The 21159-nt window shown below is 46.7% G+C and carries 16 protein-coding genes and 2 pseudogenes; 7 read left to right on the top strand and 11 right to left on the bottom strand.

The annotated features are described in order from the left end of the window. Positions 1–181: 181 nt before the first annotated feature. Positions 182–718: an NAD(P)H-dependent oxidoreductase gene (locus OZX70_RS02920; protein ID WP_277181745.1), complete on the bottom strand. Its 537-nt coding sequence runs from the start codon at positions 716–718 to the stop codon at positions 182–184. Positions 719–994: 276 nt separating this feature from the next. Between OZX70_RS02920 and OZX70_RS02915 the strand changes: the two genes are divergently transcribed. Both OZX70_RS02915 and OZX70_RS02910 read left to right on the top strand, forming a co-directional pair. Next, on the top strand, positions 995–2011 hold the full coding sequence (locus tag OZX70_RS02915; RefSeq protein WP_277181744.1) for a hypothetical protein: 1017 nt from the start codon (positions 995–997) through the stop codon (positions 2009–2011). A 398-nt stretch (positions 2012–2409) separates the two neighbouring features. Further along, entirely contained in the window at positions 2410–3669 is a 1260-nt protein-coding gene (locus OZX70_RS02910) for a CapA family protein (RefSeq protein ID WP_277182080.1), read from the top strand. A 207-nt stretch (positions 3670–3876) separates the two neighbouring features. On the opposite strand, the gene OZX70_RS02905 is transcribed toward OZX70_RS02910, so the two are convergent. Continuing rightward, positions 3877–4476 carry an NAD(P)H-dependent oxidoreductase gene (locus OZX70_RS02905; protein WP_277181743.1) on the bottom strand — a complete coding sequence of 200 codons (600 nt, stop codon included), beginning with the start codon at positions 4474–4476 and terminating at the stop codon, positions 3877–3879. Positions 4477–4615: 139 nt separating this feature from the next. Here OZX70_RS02905 and OZX70_RS02900 point away from each other — a divergent pair, with 139 nt between their 5' ends. Next, positions 4616–5503, top strand: a complete 888-nt coding sequence (locus OZX70_RS02900) for an acyltransferase domain-containing protein (protein WP_277181742.1) — start codon at positions 4616–4618, stop codon at positions 5501–5503. Between the two features lie 106 nt (positions 5504–5609). Here OZX70_RS02900 and OZX70_RS02895 read toward each other — a convergent pair whose 3' ends face one another. Together OZX70_RS02895 and OZX70_RS02890 are read right to left on the bottom strand one after the other, a co-directional pair. After that, positions 5610–6557, bottom strand: a complete 948-nt coding sequence (locus OZX70_RS02895) for a zinc-binding dehydrogenase (protein ID WP_277181741.1) — start codon at positions 6555–6557, stop codon at positions 5610–5612. A 219-nt stretch (positions 6558–6776) separates the two neighbouring features. After that, positions 6777–7019: a hypothetical protein gene (locus tag OZX70_RS02890; RefSeq protein ID WP_277181740.1), complete on the bottom strand. Its 243-nt coding sequence runs from the start codon at positions 7017–7019 to the stop codon at positions 6777–6779. Between the two features lie 351 nt (positions 7020–7370). Here OZX70_RS02890 and OZX70_RS02885 point away from each other — a divergent pair, with 351 nt between their 5' ends. Then, positions 7371–8213, top strand: a complete 843-nt coding sequence (locus OZX70_RS02885) for a hypothetical protein (RefSeq protein WP_277181739.1) — start codon at positions 7371–7373, stop codon at positions 8211–8213. Between the two features lie 83 nt (positions 8214–8296). Beyond that, positions 8297–9506: pseudogene (locus tag OZX70_RS02880) on the top strand (IS256 family transposase). A gap of 149 nt (positions 9507–9655) precedes the next feature. Here OZX70_RS02880 and OZX70_RS02875 read toward each other — a convergent pair. The 3 genes and pseudogenes from OZX70_RS02875 to OZX70_RS02865 form a co-directional block, all read right to left on the bottom strand. Beyond that, positions 9656–10219 carry an SLATT domain-containing protein gene (locus OZX70_RS02875; RefSeq protein ID WP_277181737.1) on the bottom strand — a complete coding sequence of 188 codons (564 nt, stop codon included), beginning with the start codon at positions 10217–10219 and terminating at the stop codon, positions 9656–9658. 471 nt (positions 10220–10690) lie between these two features. Further along, positions 10691–10735: pseudogene (locus OZX70_RS02870) on the bottom strand (hypothetical protein); the annotation flags it as partial. A 34-nt stretch (positions 10736–10769) separates the two neighbouring features. Next, positions 10770–11402, bottom strand: coding sequence for a DUF6037 family protein (locus OZX70_RS02865; protein ID WP_277181736.1), 633 nt, complete (start codon positions 11400–11402; stop codon positions 10770–10772). Positions 11403–12175: 773 nt separating this feature from the next. Between OZX70_RS02865 and OZX70_RS02860 the strand changes: the two genes are divergently transcribed. Both OZX70_RS02860 and OZX70_RS02855 read left to right on the top strand, forming a co-directional pair. Then, complete coding sequence (locus tag OZX70_RS02860; RefSeq protein WP_277181735.1) at positions 12176–13219, top strand: retron St85 family effector protein; 1044 nt, start codon at positions 12176–12178, stop codon at positions 13217–13219. Then, positions 13212–14162, top strand: a complete 951-nt coding sequence (locus OZX70_RS02855; protein WP_277181734.1) for a retron St85 family RNA-directed DNA polymerase — start codon at positions 13212–13214, stop codon at positions 14160–14162. The genes OZX70_RS02860 and OZX70_RS02855 overlap by 8 nt, the downstream gene beginning before the upstream one ends. Before the next feature lie 63 nt (positions 14163–14225). On the opposite strand, the gene OZX70_RS02850 is transcribed toward OZX70_RS02855, so the two are convergent. From OZX70_RS02850 to OZX70_RS02835, 4 genes are read right to left on the bottom strand one after another with little or no spacing between them, the layout of a single operon-like run. Further along, positions 14226–17357 carry a type I restriction endonuclease subunit R gene (locus tag OZX70_RS02850; RefSeq protein ID WP_277181733.1) on the bottom strand — a complete coding sequence of 1044 codons (3132 nt, stop codon included), beginning with the start codon at positions 17355–17357 and terminating at the stop codon, positions 14226–14228. After that, complete coding sequence (locus OZX70_RS02845; protein ID WP_277181732.1) at positions 17354–18526, bottom strand: restriction endonuclease subunit S; 1173 nt, start codon at positions 18524–18526, stop codon at positions 17354–17356. Before OZX70_RS02845 ends, OZX70_RS02850 begins: the two co-directional genes overlap by 4 nt. Then, positions 18519–19499, bottom strand: coding sequence for a DUF4238 domain-containing protein (locus tag OZX70_RS02840; protein WP_277181731.1), 981 nt, complete (start codon positions 19497–19499; stop codon positions 18519–18521). The genes OZX70_RS02845 and OZX70_RS02840 overlap by 8 nt, the downstream gene beginning before the upstream one ends. A gap of 1 nt (position 19500) precedes the next feature. After that, positions 19501–21069, bottom strand: a complete 1569-nt coding sequence (locus OZX70_RS02835) for a type I restriction-modification system subunit M (RefSeq protein ID WP_277181730.1) — start codon at positions 21067–21069, stop codon at positions 19501–19503. Between the last annotated feature and the right edge of the window lie 90 nt (positions 21070–21159).

The raw sequence follows: 21159 nt of genomic DNA, 5'->3' as shown, positions 1-21159 counted from the left end.
CATCAGACACTTGATAGAAGCTCCATGTTGAATACCGGATATCCGCAATCCACCATGCATATACGTGATTGCCAGCATCCGGTTGCGGGCATACGGTTTCGAATACCCGGTTGTGAATTCCCGGTTTCGTCTCGACGCCTGAACGCCGGCAGCGTGACGAAACGATACGCTGAAATTAGCCTTACTTGTTGGCCTCAACGTGCTTGGCGAAAGCCTCGGCAAAGCCCCGCAGGAAGTCTTCGGAGCCCTCGACGACCTTGCCGTTCTCATCCAGGCCGGTGATGGCGTTGAAGTACAGTTCGGGCTGGCCCATAAGCTTCATGTCGAGGAAGAGGACGACGTTGCGCAGGGCCTGCTGGGCCTGGGTCGCGCCGAGGGCACCCATTGAGGCGCCGGCGATGGCGGCGGGCTTGCCGGCGAAGGAGCTCTTGCCCCACGGACGGGATGCCCAGTCGATGGCGTTCTTGATGACGCCGGAGAAGCTGCGGTTGTATTCCGGGGTGACGAACAGCACGCCGTCGGCGGCTTCGACGGTCTGCTTCATCTCGACTACCTTGGCTGGCATATTGCCGTCGAGGTCCTGGTTGTAAAGCGGCAGGTCCATGTCGATGTAGTCGAACTCGACGCTTTCTGGCGACAGGCGCTCGATGTTCTTGGCGAGGTTCTTATTGTAGGAATCCTTGCGCAGCGATCCGACGAAAACAGCGATCTTGGTCATGATATTGACTCCTTGAGTAGTGTATTTTTGCCAGTCGATTGTTCATATCGAAAAGCGAACTTGTAGTGGCCATACTAAACAAGACCTGCTGTTGTGTCATATTTTGCTGCGAGGCAAGCGGGAATAAATCGGCGGTTTAGGATTTGTCTAATTATTACATTCGCTATCACTCGGTCGTCTTTCCTATAAATCCAATATTCGCAATGTTTCTCGGCTCTTCAAAACCAATCTGTAGACTTAAGATATTTAGTGGAATATATCGAAAACGGAGGGAAATTGAGTGCCGATTTGACCATCATCAGCCCGCTTTCCTGGGTTCAGGAGGCCTTCAAGGAGTATTTCGGCAAAGCTCACATGAGTGATAACTCACATTCGAATGTTGCTTTTGACTACGGTTTCGAGCCGGCTTGTGATCTTGAGGAAGATTCCGCTGTCTGGATTACCCCCGATTTGCTGATTGCCAACAATGTCTGGCGAGAACGAAATAGCCTTCCGGCCCTGCGTTTTACAGCGCCTGCTGCCGATTGGCTTGCCACTTTGCCCGAGGAATTGAGAGGGCGAACCGTCATCACTGTTCCGGTTTCCAACATTCGCGCGTGGGCCGAATTGCCGGAAGGACTAAGCGAACGTCCATGGTCGCAACTGAGCCGCGGACGGGTACCCGAATTCAGAGCCGCGCGGCGAGGCCTTAGCGAATTGCAACAGGACCTCGGCGATGCCCCCGCCGATTCGTTGATTACCATCAATACCCATATCGACGGGATAAAAGAGGAATGGTGTGTCATTATCAATCACGGCAAGGCTGTGGCTTCCAGCGGATACTGCGTTCATCGTTCGGCAGACGAGGAGAGCCACGATATTCTCACCGTATTCGACGAGGCGCGATTCCACGATTCCTACCGTACAATCGCCGAATCGGCTGCAACGCAGGCTGCTCAGGTGAGCCATCTTGATAATGCCAGTATCATCGTGGGATTTCGAGAAACTGACGGCGACATGGGAAACGCAACGTCTTCAACTACGAAAACAGGAAATTGCCACTCCGCGATTTCAGCGGCAATCCCCCAACTTTTGATTATCGAGGCGGATCCTGTTTGGTGTACCACGCCTTATACATTTGAAACAGCACAGGGAATCAAGGCCTTTCTGAACGCTATATCGGATTGTCGAATTATCGAAAACAACGATGGCACGTTCAAAAACCGAAACGGGCAGCGTGCCCCCAAAGCCGATATTTATACTCCCGATCCATGGATGATTCGCCATGCCGAGCACCGTTACGACCGATTCTGAATAAACAATTCCGTATTCCATATCTATCGACAGTTTCGATTAATAATCGTAAAGCCTTGTCTCAAATGTCGCTCCACGAGCGTCGCAATAACTAAGAACAGAAATGGATGACGCTTGTTTTTGCATAACAAAAGAACAAGCTACTAAAAGACACGGCAAATCCGGTCAAACTGGCGTAACGACTATTGTTGAGAATAGAGAGACTCGGCAATGCCGAAGACGAACTGACGAAAGAGAACGAAACGATGAAGTCCAATCCCCGACACAACGCACAGCATGCAGTCAACGCTTCAGGCAACGCTTCAGCTTCGAGCGCGTCGCCAATACTGCGACTGCTTGGGGCAGGCGTGATTGTGCTGGCCGTCCTTGTGGCCGTGGGCGCGGCCCTGTTCTTCGGCATGAGGCAACACAACGCTGCGAACGTTGCCAGCGATAATACTGTTTCAAATGTCGCCGTCAACAAGAAAACCACGCCTAAGCCGGTTGTGACGCATCACGGCAACTCTCCCGACTGCCCGGACGACGACTGCATCGCCCTGTTCGTCAACGGCGATCTGCTCTTCCACGAGGGACTGTGGGAGCACTTCCAGAACAATCCGAGCGCGACAGACGGCACGGCCTTCAACTTCGACCCGCTCTTCGCGAATATGAAGCCGTATATCCAGCGTTCCGACATTTCGGTCTGCGAGTTCGAGACGCCTATCGCGCCTCGCGGCGGCCCGTATTCCGCCTATCCGATCTTCAATATCCCGCCGGAGGTCGCGGACGCTGCGGCGCATGTGGGCTATAACGCGTGCACGCACGGCACGAACCACTCCTGGGACCAGGGCAGCGCCGGCATCGCGCGGCTTTGGGACACGCTGGCCGCCGATGGCATCGCGCAGACCGGGTCATACAAGACCGAAGAGGATTCGAAGAAGCCGCTGGTCATCAACTCCCCCACCGGAGGCGGCAAGCTGGGGCTGATCACCGGAACGGTCTCCCTCAACGGGATGACCGCCGACCAGGATTGGCAGGTCGACCGGCTGCGCGAATCCGGCGATCCCAATCATGACTCGGACATCCAGAAAGCCGTCGCCAAGGCCAAGGCGGCACGCCAGCAGGGCGCGGACGTGGTGGCAATCGCTATGCATTCGGTGCAGGAGTACCTGACGAAGGCCGATTCCTGGCAGGTCTCGGAAGCACACGAACTGGCGGATACCGGCGCATTCGACGTCATCTACGGGGCCGGATGCCACTGCGCACAACCGATCGAAAAGTATCACAATACGTGGATCGTCTACGGGCTCGGCAACGCGGTGACCGTCACCTCCTACATCCCCGGCAACGAGGTCAACAACCAAGGTGTGAGCGCGCGCATCCAGTTCGCGGGCAAGCGCGGCAAGCCCGGCACATGGCGGGTCAACCGGATCGACTGGGTGCCGACCGCGAATATGCAGCAAGGGCAATACCGATGGTGTCCGATCTCCAACGACCACCCCGACGGCTTCTGTTGGAGCCCGGAGACCGACACGCAGCAGGAGCAACGCATCAATAACATCATCTATTCGCTGGGCGCCGACAACAATGTCGTGCACGAGTGGCGGCTGACTGACGAACAACAGCAGCAACCTCAGCTACAATCACAGCCGCAGCAGAAACAACAACAGAAGAAGTAGGAACCGCGACTGCAAGCAGTACTTGAGAAGGCTACAATCTCGACTGCAAACTGAGATAAGCGGACTTCGACTACAAGCTCAGTAGGTGCTGCACCATAGGCAACCTCGATAACAAAAAAGCCGCAGAAAACTGATTCGTCCAGCTTTCTGCGGCTTTTACTTATATTCGTTTATTTACACTTTTAGAAGACTCGCGTGCCTAGACGCTCACGCCAGCGAAGCGCCCAGCTCCTTGATGCGCTCGATATGCTTGGACGCAGCTGCGCGGGCCTCAGGCGAATTGTCGCCCATCTCGAGGTTGTCGACGTAGACCAACTCGGCGTCGTCCACCCCGCAATAATGGTGGAACATGTAGTAGATGACCTGCTGACGTATCGCGAAATCGATGCCGCTGTCGCGATACCACTTCTCCGAACTGCCGGTAAGCATGATGACGCGGAACTTCTTGTCGGCGATGGCGGACTTGCTGCCGTCGGGGTTGTAGCCGAAGTGACGGCAGAGCACGCGCTCGGTGAAACCCTTCATCATCGCGGGCATCGAGCACCAGTAGACCGGGAAGACCAGCGCAATCACGTCGGCGTCGAGGATCTTCTTTTGAAGGGCGGCCGCATCATCGGGCATCGGAGCCTCGTTCAGGTACTGCTTGCGGTCGGCCATGCGGTAGGTCGGGTCAAAGCCGATGGCGTGCAGATCGACGAACTCGGTGGACGCACCTTTTCCGGCGGCTCCTTCGAGAAACGCTTTGCCGATGGTTTGCGTCAGTGATGCCGGTTCCGGATTCGCCGTAAATGCTAAGAATTTGGTCATGGTTATATTGTACGGAACCTGCCTGATTACGCAGACTTACGTTTCCGATATGCGGGGATGGCAATACAATAAAAATCGACACGTCAAACCGAATAATCCATACGGAACAATGTTGTCCGGCCAGCATGAGGAGAGAGCAATGGATGCTTTGCAACTGGCTAAGAAGCTGAATATGCCCGAGGAAGACATACGAGAATTAGCCAAGGCCAGAAACTCCTCACCAGCGATTTCCAAGGCGCTTCTGCATTCGCTGGCCTCCGACGATTTAGCGACATCTGTCGACACGTGGCACCGACTGCAGAAACTGGTGACCCCAGACGAGCAGGGCTTCCGTATGCTTGACGCCATGCTGGAATGCGCGGCGACGGAAAGCCTCGAAAAATATCGGCAGAGAGGCATTCCCGAAAATATTTTCTTTGACACCATGGGCTGCTTCAACCGCTTCACGCGCGAGCACAAGGCCAGCTACGGAACGTACGGATTCGACCGTGACTTCTGGACGTATCGCCAGCTCAGTCTGAAGCTGTTTCGTCTGGGCATGCTGGAATTCGAATATGTCGAAGGCGAGAACATGCCTGAATATGTGAGGAATGCCAGGAATGCTGACACTGCAAATGATGACGCTGACGAGGCCAAAATCAAAGCCATCAATATCCATATTCCTTCGGACGCGAATATTCGCGACCAATACTGCGACGATTCCTTCCGGCAGATTCGGGCGTTCACCGCACAGCACTTCCCCGATTGGAACCACGCGACGTTCGTATGCAGTTCGTGGCTGCTGAGCCCCACATTGAACAAACTGCTGGCGCCGACCTCGCATATCATCCGTTTCCAGAACCGATTCCGAATCGTCGACACGGACCCGGACGCGCCGGATTGGCGCGAATGGGTGTTCCAACGCTGCCCGGCCGACATCGCTGACCTGCCTCAACGCACGTCTCTGCAGCGCAACATGAAACGCTATCTGCTGCAAGGTGGCAAAGTCGGAATCGGTATTGGCGTGATCGCTGATCCTGCTCGATAAACGCAGAAGCCGCCGGTAATAGCAACCGGCGGCTTCTGCGAACTGGACACTGCCCAGCTTAATCAGTCATCAACTCTAGCAGAGTTTAGAGTTATAAATCAACTCATCACTCGTAGACGGCGACGAGGCGACCACGGACATCTCCATCTTCCAGCTGCTGCAACCCCTCAGGGATCTTGGAAGCCGGGATGGTGGTGGTCACAGGGTTGAGTTCGCCATTGGCCATGAGCTTGTAGACGCCTTCAATGTCTTCCTTGGTGCCGCCGTTGGAGCCGCGCAGGGTGCACTCGTTGATGATGAGCGACTTGGTGTTGATGTTGCTTTCCAGCTTGCCCATGCCCACGAGTACAACAGTGCCGTCGCGCTTGATGACGTCAACCGCATCGGCAGTGGTGTCGCCAAAGCCCGCGAAATCGATGATCTTGTCGAACTGAATGTCCTTGAACTCCTTGATGGACTTCTTGACGTCGACGGCGCCGAGCTCCTTGGCCATCGGCCAGATGGATTCCTTGACCTCTGCCACATAGACGTTGGCTCCGAGCAGATGGGCGACGCGAGCGCCGATCTGGCCCAATCCGCCGACGCCGATGATGCCGACGTTCTCGCCCTTCTTGACTTCGCCTTGCACAACCACCGCATGATACGAGGTCATGCCAGCATCGGTCGCGGCAGCACCCTTGACGAAATCAATCGAATCCGGGATACGTACCAGCGCCTCAGCGCCAATGGCGATCTTCGGGCCGAACCCGCCGTCGAAAGCAAACCCGGGCGTACCGGCGGAAGTCGTCGGGCACAATGCAACTCTATCTCCGACCTTGAAGCCTTTGACGTCACTGCCGACCTCGGTGATGACACCGGCGTTCTCATGGCCAAGCGCGAAAGGTACCGGCTTGCACAGCGACATCCAGCCCGGGTCGCGAATGCAGCCGACATCGGTGTGGCACAGCCCCGCGGCCTTGACATCGATGACGACTCCATCGGCCGCGGCGTGCGGCTCCGGCACCTCCTCCAGCTTCAACGGCTTATTTGTGCCATAAAACATCCATGACTTCATTATCGACCCTTTCTCTGGTCTTTCATTTCCCAGTGTAAGCAGGAACAGAAACCGCAAAATGCCGAAATTGCCGTAATCGTTGTGAGCGTTAACAGTATCAGGATGGGATGTTGGGACTCTAAATTTTTTTCATGTTTACCCCAAAAAAGAAACCGTATGCGAAGTCTTGCCTTCGACGTCTCCACACGGTTTAATCCCAATCATTACCGCTGGTAAATCTCACTCGTAAACGGCGACGAGACGGCCACGGACGTCGCCGGCCTGGAGCTTCTTCAAGCCCTCGGGAATCTCATCGAAGGAAATCTTGGTGGTGACCGGGTCGAGGTCACCGGACTCCATAAGCCTGTAGACGCCGGCGATGTCGTCCTTCGTGCCGCCGTTGGAGCCGAGCAGGTTGACCTGGCTCATGATCAGCGCCTTGGTGTTGATGGTGCTTTCCAGCCGGCCCATGCCCACGAGCACGACGGTGCCGTGCGTCTCGCATGCCTTGCACGCCTGGACATAGTAGTGCCAAAGCCTGCAAAATCAATGACTAAAACACAATCGATGCCCTCATCAGAAAAGGCAGAGACTAAAATAGAAATATTTTAACCTTCAATCATAATCTTGACAAGTTCTTCAGTAGGCTCGCGTATCTCTGCTTTCAGCATTTACGACAAGTTACTTAAATGTAAATCTCCGTATATTTCGTCAAATAGTTTTAGAAGCTTCACTCACCCTGCAAAAGTGTGACCAAATTCTTGTAATAATGTCCTAAAATCAAAATTTGAATTAATTCTTGATTTTCAGTATAAATCCAATAGACTAAAAAATATGGATTTAGATTTATTTCACTGGTTTGCCGCTTATTGGATTGGATCTTCATCAACGACCCTATGTATTTTTATAGTCGCAGGTGCCAGTTTACTCATATATAACAGAAATCACTCAGGGGCAATCAAAGCTCTACTCTGGCCCTCTATCCCTGAAGATACAACACATAAAAAAATAAAGTCTATTTCAAACGTAATTTTAGATTTAATTCTGCTCCTTTGCTTTTTCTTACTCGAAACAACTGTAAATTATATTGTTTTTAATGGTTTTCACTATATCTTTGAGTATGGTTTCATTTTTGCGTCTATTTATTTAATTACGATTGTAAGCGTATTGCTGATGTATATTCTCTGCCTTACCGGCGGAAGACAGAGAAAAGTAGTTGCACTTTTTCACATGTTATCTATCTTCTTAACTTTCGTATTATGTGCAACGATGTCGATACCTGTGAAGGGAAAACCAAAAGATAGTTTCGATAAGACACTGCAGATTAATTTTGGAAATAATTGGGAGAATTTTAATATTATTTATTTATTTATTACTCTTCTTGAATTGCTTGTTTCTCTATATGCATTTTATGATTTTATCTTCCCTTCAAAAAATAACACACAAGAATTTTGGTTTTTCAACACTTGGCCTTTTGCTGTAGTCAATATTTTCTTCAACCTATGTGTAATTGACTATTGTTTACATCCGAGAGACACATTACAAAGTCAAATGACAATATTGTTTACTTTTCTAACGGTCACTTATCTTATTCAAATATGTAAGGACCGAATATTTGAAAATGATAATGTCAGGATAGTGTCCGGTAGTTTGCGCAAATTGGGTTTTGGGATTTGATAGGGGGGGGGCGTGGCCCCTTGTCTGTGTACGATTTTTAATCGCCAGATCAATAGTCACTGACTGTAAAGCTGGCGGGAACCATCCCCGCCAGCAGAATCATACAGGTCGACGAGTCCAAGTTCGAGGCCGAGCTCGACAGGCTCGTCTCCTCGAAGGTCGAGGAGATCCTGAACACGATGCTCAATGCCGAGGGCAACTAGGTGGCCGGTGCCGCCCGATACGAGCGCAGGGAAGGCCGGAAGACCTATCGCGCCGGGCATTATGATCGGAGGCTGACGGTGAAGGCCGGCAGCATGAGCGTGAAGGTGCCGAAGCTCAAGGGCGCCATGTTCGAGTCCGCGGTCCTCCAACACTACCGGACGCGCGAGTCGAGCGTCAAGGAGGCGCTCATGAGCATGTACTTCAACTGCATGTCGACCCGTCAGGTCGATGACATCAGCCAAGCGCTCTGGGGCGACCGCATGCCGCCCCAGACTCTCTCGGACGATCTGAAGAGGGTCTACAAGGGCATCGACTCATGGCGGAACAGGCCGCTGGAACGGGACGTCCCGTACGTGTTCATGGACGGCATCTGGCCGAAACGGAGCTGGGCCGTGAAGCCGAAGAACTCCAGCGCGCTCGTCGCCATCGGCGTCGGCGACTACGGCCGGCGCGAGGTCATAGGCATAGCCGAGGGCATGAAGGAGGACACGGCCAGCTGGGAGTCGTTCATCCGCACGATGATCGGCCGCGGCCTTTCCGGCGTGCGCCTGGCGGTCGGCGACCGCAACCCCGGGGCTGTGCGTGCCGTGGGCGAGCTGCTGCCCCGGGGCCCGCTACCAGCGGTGCATGGTCCACTTCCAGCGCAACGTCCTTGCCAAGGTGCCCCGTCGGAAACGCAAGACGGCGGCCGAGCTCAAGGCCGTGTTCGCCATGGAGGACCGCGACAAGACGTTGTCCAAGGCCGAATCGGTCGCCGTCGAACTCGATTGGATGAAGCTCGGGGAGGCGGCCTCCTGCTTGTGCGAGGGCATCGGCGAGGCGACGACCTACCAGCTGCCGGAATTCCCGATGGAGCATTGGAGGCTGATCCGCACCAACAACATGATCGAACGCCTCAACCTCGAGATACGCCGCAGGACAAGGATCGTCGGCCAGTTCCCCGACGGCCGCAGCGCCCTCATACTCGTCACCGCACGAATCAGGCACGTCACCCAGAAATGGCCCAAACGCCGCTACCAGGACATGTCACTGCTCGAACCGATAATAAAAGACACGGTTGAAACACCGCGCCAAGGTAATCAAGGCTGAAAACCAAAAGTGCGCAACAAACCGGACGTTATCATACTTCATTTGTCGCAAAGTAAAGACGATGCTTATAAGAAGCATCAATCTGCTTATCGACTTATACCTAAAAACAGGCCACCTTAAAACAACAAAGCTTGTAATCAAGACAAATCTTAGGATTGACGTAAATATTCTGGCAATAATTCATCTATTTCAGAATTTTTATAGTCGGAGCCAGAACCTTTTTGAAGCGCTTTTCTAGCTTTATCATTGGCATGGTCAGTGATTCTAGGAGCTTCTGCACAAAGGCGGTGATAATCATTAAAAATGCCGTTAAGCTCTTTCTCTAAATCAGGTAACTCAATAGTTTCATGTTTCACATTATATAACAGACTAAAACTTCTATCACGAAGCCTTAAAAAGGCTTCGGCCGACTTTCTTTCCTTAATGATCAATTGATTATAATCAATACTTTTCGTATATAAACTCGAGAATAGAGCTATCGCCGTAGTCAACAAAGAACAAACTCGAATCCAAGTTGCTTGGTTTAAAAAGGTGCTAAAGATACCACAACCCGTCAAAGCAGTAGCTCCAATAGATAAACAATTAAAAAATTTATAATGAAAAACATATATATCAGTTTGCTTTTCATGGATTTTATGCTGCCAAATCAAACGAGCACACAGTACACGTAATGGACCTTCACCGAGTTCGTCATCCGCGACGTTTAGCATCATAGTAAGTCCTTTGAATGTTTGAAACCTCGTTACAGCTTAGATCAGAGATTCAATTATCTACCCTGTTAATCTACTATATCCAAGCGTCTATCTACCATAGACATTTTAGTTGTCTATTCAAACGTCACTCATACACAGCAACAAGACAATCGTGGATGTCGCCGGCCTACAACCTCTTCAAATCTTTGGGAATTTCGCTGAACGAAATCTTGGAGGTGACCAGGTCGAGCTTGCCGAACGCCATGAGCTCGTAGACGCCGGCGATGGCGCCCAGGTTCTTGGCCACTGGCCATGCGGACTCTCTGACCTCGGCGACGTAGAGGGTGGCACCAAGCAGATAAGTGACGCAAGCGCTGATCGCAATCTTCTCATCATAACCACCGTCGAAACCGCCACAAGGAGAACCATCCGAAGCAGTGAGCAGATTGCGACTCGGTCGCCGACCTTGAAACCATCGATACCTTCACTGACCTCGCTGATGACACCTGCGTCCTCATGGCCGAGCGCGAACGGCACGGTATGTACATCCCTCTGAATGAAGAACACACAATCAATTATGTCTATCCCCAAAGTTAGCTATAATCTCTTCATCAGTTTTCGAGTCGGTTAAATCAGTGGAATAACAAAAACTAATCGTTGGATCCTCATTCAATTTATCAAACAAAATCGGTCGTAAAAGCTTAGTTTTCTCTCCGTTAAAATGAGTTCTATGACGTTGTTCACCATTACTCCCTTTCCCATTTCTCTGAGCTTTATAACAATATATTGCATTCGGGTCTTCACGATCCGAAATGCTGAGAGAATGCACCATTGCGTTCTTTTGCTCTTCTGTTTTCTTACCTATTTCTATCGGAATATAGCCTCCGAGTAATGTTGCAAATTGTGCTAAAATTTCTCCTAGATTTTCTGAATATTCTATCCCAAAAAATTCTCGTATTTTTTTTGCATCAATCATGAGTCCTTGAATATTAGCTGGAGTTTCAAGAGAGTCAGTAATATCATCAGATTTGCAAAACTCCAATTTAAGTAAAGCATATTTGGGTTTTCTCTCATCCTTTTCATACAATTTTACAAGGACAATATATTTTTCTTTTTTATATCGGAAATCAAATGCATCAATAGACCAGTTCTTGCTTTCCATTTGCGCTTTAAGAGGCTTCAAATTTCCTAATGGATTATTCATTTTAATCTCCTTTGACATTTTACTTCATAAGCCATAACAAATATTTTATATTATAATCAAAAATACTCTTTTGTGCAAATCAAATTACAGACTCTCGAGGTCTCTTAATAGTTTTTATGCACAAATTATTCAATCACAATCAAAAAAATTTTTAGATAAGAAGATTGCGTTGCAATGCTTGGACCGCAGCAACGCAAGTAGACGATCCTAAACTCAGTACCGAAACCATCCCCATCTTTTAAGAAAAGGAACAAATAAGCTATAACTTACTTGAAGATTTACTGTGGAACTAGTGAAATAAGCAAACCTACAGAAATGTATACCGCCTGTCGAACCGACGTTTCTAGTGCTGAATGAAACGACTTTAGAAATCACTGCTCACACCCAACTATCATATTAAATTCAACAAGCTAACTTACAATTAGTTAAAAATAAACGACAGTTAAAAATAAATATTCACAAACGAAGAAATGAGAATCTTAATTATTCTGTTATCTAATTCATAGCGATACACTATCCTAATCGTGCAAACTATGCTCGTACCGCTGAAATGAAGTAACATTTTATCCATTCATAATGAAAAGTCTTCTTAATGTGCTAGAATAGGCAAAACGTCTAGCTAAGAGTAGTTAAGTTCTGAATGCAATTTCGGACGAAGGAATGTAAGGCAAGGACGGGGCCGGATTGTTTGTGACCGACTCTTCCAAGTCTTCGGAGTCGGTCACAAACAATCCGGCCCCGTCGTAGACGTTTCTCTGTAAGGAGCCAAGGCGATGCGGAAAGAGAAAAGGGTTCTTAATCCAAATATCTATCCCGATTCTGTAGTTGAGAATCTTTCCGCACACCTCGACCCCGGTAACGACGGTATGAAAAAGCCCTCATTCGAACATTCTTTTGTTTTTATCTGTGGCAAACAAATTTTAGATAAAAACGGCAATCGTGTTCCACGTTCCGAACAATCAAATACGAACCGTTATAACATTGCTGACTTTATAACAAGGCAAAATTCAAAAATTAATATAGTTTTTTCAGAAGATTTTTATAATGAAAAACAAAATTTAGATTTACTTACTTTTGAAGAGTTTCTTGCCGAGGTATGCGATCTCATAATTCTTCCAGTTGAAAGTGCAGGCACTATTTGTGAACTTGGTGCTTTCTCGCACAGTTCAGAGGAATTAAATAAGAAACTGGTCATCTTGGTTGAAAAGGAATATGAGAACAATAAATCTTTTATCGTTCAAGGACCTATCGAAAAATCAAGAAATGCTGGTGCATCAATTCTATACGCACCTGTAAAGGATGATGATACCTCAATATTGAGTTTGAATGTACAAACTACACTCAAGTATAGATTAAGTACACTGCTCAAAAATCGGAAACTAAATAATCCAAAGTCCAATCCGACCCAGGCTCGATTGGATTCATTTGTACATGAAATCATGGATTTACTATTAATAGCGTCACCTATTAGCCTTTCAGACTTAATGATGCTTTATCGCGAAGTAAAAGGGTACAAGAAGGATATAGGTTTAATTATGGATAATGAAAATGGGGCGGGTAAAAGAATTAAAATAAAACATATTTTAGCTTTTTTAGAGTCTGCAAATCTCGCAAGCAAAAAAACATTAACCGTTCCGACAAGTAAAAATCATTCCAGAAAAATCGACTATTACTATTCCACTGAGATTCTAGACAAGAATCAGCTTTTTCTTTTTAATCGGACAATTAGTACTTATAACGCATTACAGCAACAACGTGTCAATATCCTTGAAAGAAAATACCGTTTTAAAGATGAAAGTGTGATGGGAAATGCCTGATTCCTTAGTCAACTCTATTTCCGAAGATTTAAAGATTTCTATTGATTTGGTACAATCGACCGTTATAAACGCAGACACTTTATATCGGTCTTATAAAATCCCTAAAAAGACTGGTGGCTATAGAATCATTCGAGAACCCAGTGAAACCCTAAAGCTACTTCAATATTGGGCCGTAAAAAAGTTTTTTTATTTCTTCCCTATTTCAAAATACGCGATGGCATATGAATCTGGGAACTCTACCATAAAAACTGCACAAGCTCATATAAAAGCCTCGCATCTTTTTCATACAGATATAAGAAATTTTTTCCCTTCAATTACCGATAATTCATTTAATGCACTTCTTAATCAACATATCTCAGAAATTAAAGCTAAAGGGCTTTTATACCCAGACCTGGAAGCCACGCTAGACAAAATACTGTTCAGAAATCATAAAGCTTGTATGGGAGCACCATCATCTCCTCACTTATCTAATGCAATCATGTATGACTTTGATAATGAAGTTGGTAATTACTGCGAAAATTCGAAACTTATATACACCAGATATTCTGATGACATTTACATTTCGTCCTCTAAGTTCATCAAACCACAAGTTCAGAGCGACATTTTTTCTTATATTGAAGAACATGATTTTATACCAAATTATAGAAAAACACATTTTTACTCAGGCAAATCACATATTAAAGTAACTGGCATTACAATTCAAAGACATAATCGTCTAACAACTGGCACTAGATGGAAGAAAAAGATTAAAAAAGCCTTATATACTTATATAAAAAATGGAGAGGGAGAGCCTGATGAAATATTAGGCTATTTAACTTATCTTAAAAATATCGAACCAGATTATTATCAACGGCTGATTAGAAAGTATTCAACTTATCTACCCGTAAAGAGCATTCTTCAACTCTTGAAGGAACAGAAAAATGCTACTCAGGAAATAGAATAATCTCTGTATCCGACCTTGATTCCCCTGCTTCTTCTATAATGCGAAATCTATTTTTATTAAAGCTCAATCTACAGCAGCGTTTGGATACACCGGCGTCAGACTCTTGTAGCGGTTGTAGAACGCAGTCAAGGAATCGACCACATCCTGACGCTGCTCGGCGTAGGGATTGTCCTTGGCGAAACGGGAGATTGGCTTCATGATGCGGCGGATTGCTGTGCCTTCATCAGTCACTCTGCCAGAAATGAAAGCTTCTGACATGAATGCCTTGGTTTCATCTGGTTTCAGATTGTGGCTCGAAATTATTGCATCGAGTTCATGCTCCATGGAATCGGCAACGAAGGTCTTCCACTGGCCTGAAATCACTTCATGTCGTTCCTCAGTGGTGAGCGACTTAAGAAGAATGATCGGGTCTTGGTCGCCAAAGCCGACCAGTTGAAGGAACGCATCGATAAGATCAGCCTTGTCTCGCAATTCCGGCGAAGATGCCACAGAGCTACGAATCGTATCGGCTATTTGCTTATCCTCAATGTTCTCACCGTGATATTGCTCGACCAACATGAGGATATAGTCGATGTTGACTTCAACTTGTTTTACAAGCTCCATCTCAAAGACCAAATCGTCGCAGATGCTGACACGTTCTCCTTGGTCACGTCGCTTGTATTTATCGGCAAGGTCCAGATAATGGCTCTGATAATCCTGTAGTTCGCGATCATGACCTTTCAAAGGGTCATCGTCAGCGAATTGATCAAAGCAAGTAAGAATATTCCGAAGCCTGAGCAGAGCACCAAACGTTTTGATGAAATCCTTTTCCGCCTTCTCCCCTAATCCAGAGAAATCACCATCCAACGGAAAATCATCGCGCAAGTGTGCCAAAGCTTCGCTATATTTCGTGAAATAATCCTCATATGGCTTAAGCAAAACAATGCCGGCCGCATTAGGATCGCCGAAAAGCCCAAGCGCCTCGTCCACCTCATCCGACAAATCACGGAAGCAAACGATATTGCCGAAAGTCTTGACTGAATTAAGAATACGATTGGTTCGGCTAAACGCTTGAATCAATCCATGAAGCCTGAGATTCTTATCGACCCACAACGTATTGAGTGTCTTGGCGTCAAATCCAGTAAGGAACATGTCAACGACGATGAGCAAATCCAAATCCCGGTTTTTCATACGCCGAGAAACATCCTTGTAATATCTGTCAAATCCCTTACCATCAGTACCGAAATTGCTCTTGAACATCTTGTTGTAATCAGCGATGGCCGCGTCAAGAAAATCTCGATCAGCCGGTTTCATGCCAGCAATGTCCATCTGTTCTTCGGTCAGTATGCCCTGGGCATCGTCTTCCTCACCATTCGGAGCATAGGTAAAGATAGTTGCCACCTTAAGATTCAGCTCAGGATAGTCAGGAAGTAACGATTGAATCTCGGTATAGTATGCCTTAGCTGATGAGATGGAGTCGCAAGCCAAAATCGAGTTGAACCCCATGTGGTAAGCATCTTTGTATTGATAGGCCGAATCTCTCTTGGTTTTCTGAGCATAGTGGTCAAGTATATATTGAGAAATAAGCCGGATACGCTTCGGATTTTGCCAAGCTGTATTGGTATCAATGCCTTCGACTTGTTCATCAGGACGACCGTTCTTATGACTAAACGTCTTGACATAATCCACTTTAAACGGCAAAACGTTGCCATCGTCAATCGCGTTGACAACAGTATATTTATGCAAGCAGTCACCGAATGCTTGCTGAGTCGTCTTCAGTTCGGGGTCTCCGCCAGATTGTGCGTTCTTTGCAAAAATAGGCGTCCCCGTAAACCCGAACAGATGGTAATTCTTAAATGCCGAAGTTATAGCCTTATGCATCTTACCGAATTGAGACCGATGGCATTCATCGAATATGAAAACAACATGCTCAGCAAATAACGGGTTGCCCTTCTGCGCATGCGAAAGATAGACGGCTAATTTCTGGATAGTGGTAACACAGATACGCTTGTCAGGATCGTTCGATTCAAGGTTTTCCGTTAATGCCGCAGTATTCGTTGAACCGTTCACAGCTCCGGGTTGGAATTTATTGTATTCCTTCATTGTCTGATAATCGAGATCCTTACGATCCACGACAAACAGTACCTTGTTGATTCCCTCCATCTGGGAAGCGAGAATAGCGGTCTTGAATGAGGTAAGCGTCTTGCCTGAACCAGTGGTGTGCCAAATATAGCCACCTGCCGCACTGGTCCCAAGACGTTTCTTACTAATCTCAGAAATCAGGATTCGGTTGAGGATACGTTCGGTTGCGCATATCTGATATGGACGCATGACTAGAAGATTGTCGTCGACATCAAGCACGCAATAATGCGTCAATATCATCAGCAGCGTACCACGAGAAAGGAACGAAGCAGTAAAGGGCACAAGGTCCATAATTCGATGATTTTTGGCATCAGTCCACCAGCTTGTGAACTGATAGGAAGCACTGGTCTTTTTGCCTCGTTCATCGTGGGTTTTCTGCCAACGCGTTGTGTTGGAGTAGTACTTGGTCAGAGAACCATTCGAAATAATGAAAAGCTGAACATATTCAAAAAGTCCTGATTGAGACCAGAAGCTTTCCCGTTGGTAACGTTCGATTTGGTTGAACGCCTGCCGGAGATCAACTCCACGCCGTTTGAGTTCAATATGGACAAGCGGTAGTCCATTGACAAGAATGGTGACGTCATAACGATTCTTGTGGGTGCCTTCATTGGCTTCATATTGGTTGAGTACCTGCAGCTGATTGTGATGAATATGATTACGGTCAAGAAGCATGACATTATGAAGGACACCATCACTGGTCGTAAAATCAATCACCGGCGAATGCTGGATGATACGAGTCTTCTCAACGATGCCATCGGAAGCGTTTGCGATTTTCGTTTGGAAAAAAGTTTCCCAATCCGCATCGATAAATACAAAACCATTAAGATTTTCAATCTGATGACGCAGATTAAGAACCATCTCATCTTGGGTATGGACCAAAATTCGCTGATATCCCTGAGCACACAACTGCTTGATAAGCTGAGCCTCCAGCTCCGCCTCAGACTGGTAGGCAGCAGAATTGCTCGGAACGCTCGGAGCTTCAGTACAGACTGTTTCCTCCGGCCCTTCCAGCAGGATGGAATATGTCTTGTCCAAATGTTCCGTTGCAGAGGTTATCTGGTCATCAACGATCATGCCTCAGTCTTCTTTCTTGGAAAATCAAGTAACTTATCCCGATAATACTCGTACTGTTGATGCCTGGCCTGAATCTCAGCAGGTAAACCATCGGTTAGCGACGTCGTTAATGCGCTGAATTGATCAAGAACATTTGCAATATGTCTTTGTTGCTCAATTGAAGGAACCTGGATTTTAATTTTCTTTAAATTCGAAACTGCTAAACCTGGCTGAGCGCCTTGCGATTTGTATTGATTTAAATTAGCAGCAGTTAGCATATGAAATGCATAGGCAGGAAGTATGTGCTCATTACACGTAGTTACAACAGCATGTTCAGTTGCATAAAACTTACCAGACACCCTGCAAATATTACCGCATAATGCCCCTTGCCGCCCAATAAGAACTTTCTCACCTTGATTATTGAACTCGGAAACGTAACCTCGTATACCATTCCCTCCATAACACGGATATGGATTCTCTTGTGATTGAACGTCTTTTATTTCAGAACCAGCTATATGTTTCCCGGCTTTCATAAAAACTACTTCACCTAGTTCTAGCAACGAAGTATCTTCTGCGAAATCAATAAGACGATTACGATAATAATCATATTGTGTTTTGCGCAACTCAAGCTCCAACTCAAGCTCCAACTCAAGCTTAGTAAATGAATCCAGAATTCGCACAATTTCCTGCTGAATTTCCAACGGTGGTATAGCAACTGGAAAGTCACGAAAAGCAGTCATAGAAACCGACGCAAAACCGCCATTATTCGTATGTTCCAGACAGTATTTATCAAGCAAATCTGCATAGTAAAGAAAGAATTTCATATCCAATTTATTGACAAATTCAGCCTTTCTTGTCAGACAGGTAAAACGCTGATTACAAAGGAATGGAACAGTAACTAAAGCATGCTCACCAATTGTTGCAGACGTTGCTACAATCAACGAATCAGCCGCGAAAGGCTCTCCACCTTTCACTGCTGAGTGAGACACCTTTTGAATTGAATCAGACAAAATATGTCCATTTGCACGAATATCTTCCATTCGGAACCAATTAACAGAACCATCCGTCCAATATTCAGAATTCTTTTTCGAAGGTGTATATCCATTCCTCGTTTCAAATACATCAGCTAAAGCTCTATACTCAACCCCATCAGGACAAAGCTGCTCAAGTATCTCGTCAATTTTACTCATTGTCGCTATTCCTTTTCCTGAATGAATCAAGATAGTCTCCCCTACTGCAGAAAGCCCAATCCCACTCTTCTCCTACTAATGCGGCTCTATTGAAAAGTCGTAATTGTTTCCTATTAAGTGACTTCTTTTCAAAGGTATGTTTATCATCATCAACTATGAGGACAGCCAATCTGGAGCTGAGAGGAAAATAAAGCAAACCATATGAACGTCCAGAATCTCTTACTCCCTCAAAATGGGGCTCAGATATTCCAATAAATGGCTGATCGACCGCCGTTGTTAAAAACTGGAAACTACAATTTCTTAGATACTCGGCATATTCTATTAGAGGATACTTATTACCCTTTTCTATACCTGCTTTTGACGGAGATACTAACTCTGATAATCCGAGAACTTGCGATGCCATTTCCGGCGTCAAATGAATTTTCTCAGACCAATCCGAGCCCATCGTTTCCGAATATAACTGTTCCAGTGCATCAGATGTTCCAAGTTGAGACTGTTCTAAAACAGGCACGAGATTCTTAGCATTTTCAAGCATTTTTTTGACGCTTTTTGGGTTTCTCACATAAAGCGCAGCAATAAAAATAGATATCGAATCGCAAATATCTTCTAATTCTGCATCTGTCCAAGTCTTCCGAACTGATGCTTCTAAGAGTGCCTCAATTATCACTCGAAAACGTCCAGAGAAAGAACCTTCAAACTGAGATAGCAGGTTTTCAACCCCATTTGGAAACAAATTATCCTTTCCGTCTTCCGCTTCTGGAACTTTTACCTCATATAAATTTCGTTCAACAGCCACATTTTCAACCCTTTGACCAGACAAACGAATTACTCCAGAAGCGGTTCTCCGTAAAACATCAAATTTCCCATCTTTTCTACTTGTAAAGCCCGACAAGAAAAATCGTGGAACGTAGTGTTGTCTTTTAGTTTCAGCCTTACCTATCGGGGAAGGAGCCACTTTTCCTGCTGCAGTCATCTCAACTCTCCAGATCAGCAACAATCGCATCGATTTGCTGTCGCAACTCATTTTCGCGGCTTACGATACCTTTGATGCGCTGATTAAGCTCGTTGATGTCAACTTTCTCTTTGGTGTCTTTCTTCTCAATCCAAGTGCCAACAGAAAGATTGTAATGATTGGTTTCAGAGCCAATCTCGTCGATACTTACCAGCTTGGAGAAATACTCTTTCTCGGTTCGGTCAACTACCGTCGAAGCAATTTTGTCGATATTCTCTGGCATCAGCTTGTTCTTGTTACCGACATGCCCAAATTGTTCAGATGCATCGACGAACAATACCTTGTCATCGGTTTTTGACTTGCTCAGCACCAGAATACAGGTGGCAATAGAGACGCCAAAGAAAAGATTGACAGGTAGCTGGATAACAGCACTGACAAAATTTCCTTGAACCAAATACTGCCTGATCTTTTCTTCAGCCCCACCTCGGTAGAGCACACCAGGAAACTCAACTATCGCCGCGGTACCATCTGTCGACAACCACGAAAACATATGCATGGTGAACGCCAAATCTGCATATCCCTTCGGCGCCAGCACGCCAGCAGGAGAAAATCGCGGATCATTGATGAGCGTGGGGTCGCTGTCACCTTTCCAATGCGTCGAATAAGGCGGATTGGAAACAATGGCATCGAATGGTTGATCATCCCAGTGTTTTGGATTGATAAGTGTATCGCCTTGTGCAATATCGAAGCGATCGAAATTAATATGGTGCAGAAACATATTGATTCGGGCAAGGTTGTACGTGGTCGGGTTCTTTTCCTGGCCGAAGAAGCCCTGACGAACGTTCTCTTGACCAAGGATTTTTGCGAAGCGTAACAACAACGAGCCTGATCCACAAGCTGGATCGTAGACTTTGTTAACGTAGGTTCGATGCCCTATCACGATGCGGGCAAGCAACTCGGCGACTTCCTGAGGTGTAAAGTATTCGCCACCCGATTTGCCGGCATTGCTGGCATACATATTCATCAGATATTCGTATGCGTCACCAAACAAATCGATATCGGCATCTCGAATGTTCCCGAAATCAAGATCACGAATGCCGGTGATTATGCCAGCAAGCCTTGCGTTACGTTCAGAAAGGTTGGCACCTAACTTGGTACTGGTAACATCGACATCATCGAACAAACCTTTGAAGTCATCTTCCGAAGCCGTGCCAACACTGGACCGCTCGATATCAGCAAAAATATTCTTAACCGTTATATTGAGTTTGTCGTCTTTCTCGGGATTTTTAGCAACGTTCTGGAATAGCTGGGAAGGCAACATAAAGAAGCCCTTCTCCTTCGTCACATCCTCACGCGCTATTTCAGCTTCTTCGTCGCTTAAATCAGCGTATGAGAAGGTTTTATTACCGGTTTCATGTTCACCTTTATCGATATATTCGGCAAGATCTTCGGAGATAAACCGGTAGAACAAGAAGCAGAAGATATATGCTTTGAAATCCCAACTATCGACGGCGTTGCGCTCTTTCTCAGCAATATTCCAAATCGCCTTATGCAACTCGTCGCGTTGATTCTTGCTATCTTCCGCTGCCATTAATGTTAACCTCCACAAAGCCGATAAACGGCACACTTGACCCAACTAGATTCTATTTACTTAGTGTACTGTAAATGAGACAACTTAGAA

It is taken from the genome of Bifidobacterium sp. ESL0732, from assembly GCF_029395535.1.
Taxonomy (GTDB): Bacteria; Actinomycetota; Actinomycetes; order Actinomycetales; family Bifidobacteriaceae; genus Bifidobacterium.
Note: the sequence above shows the minus strand (reverse complement) of the source record. Positions and strands in the feature narration are given on the sequence as shown.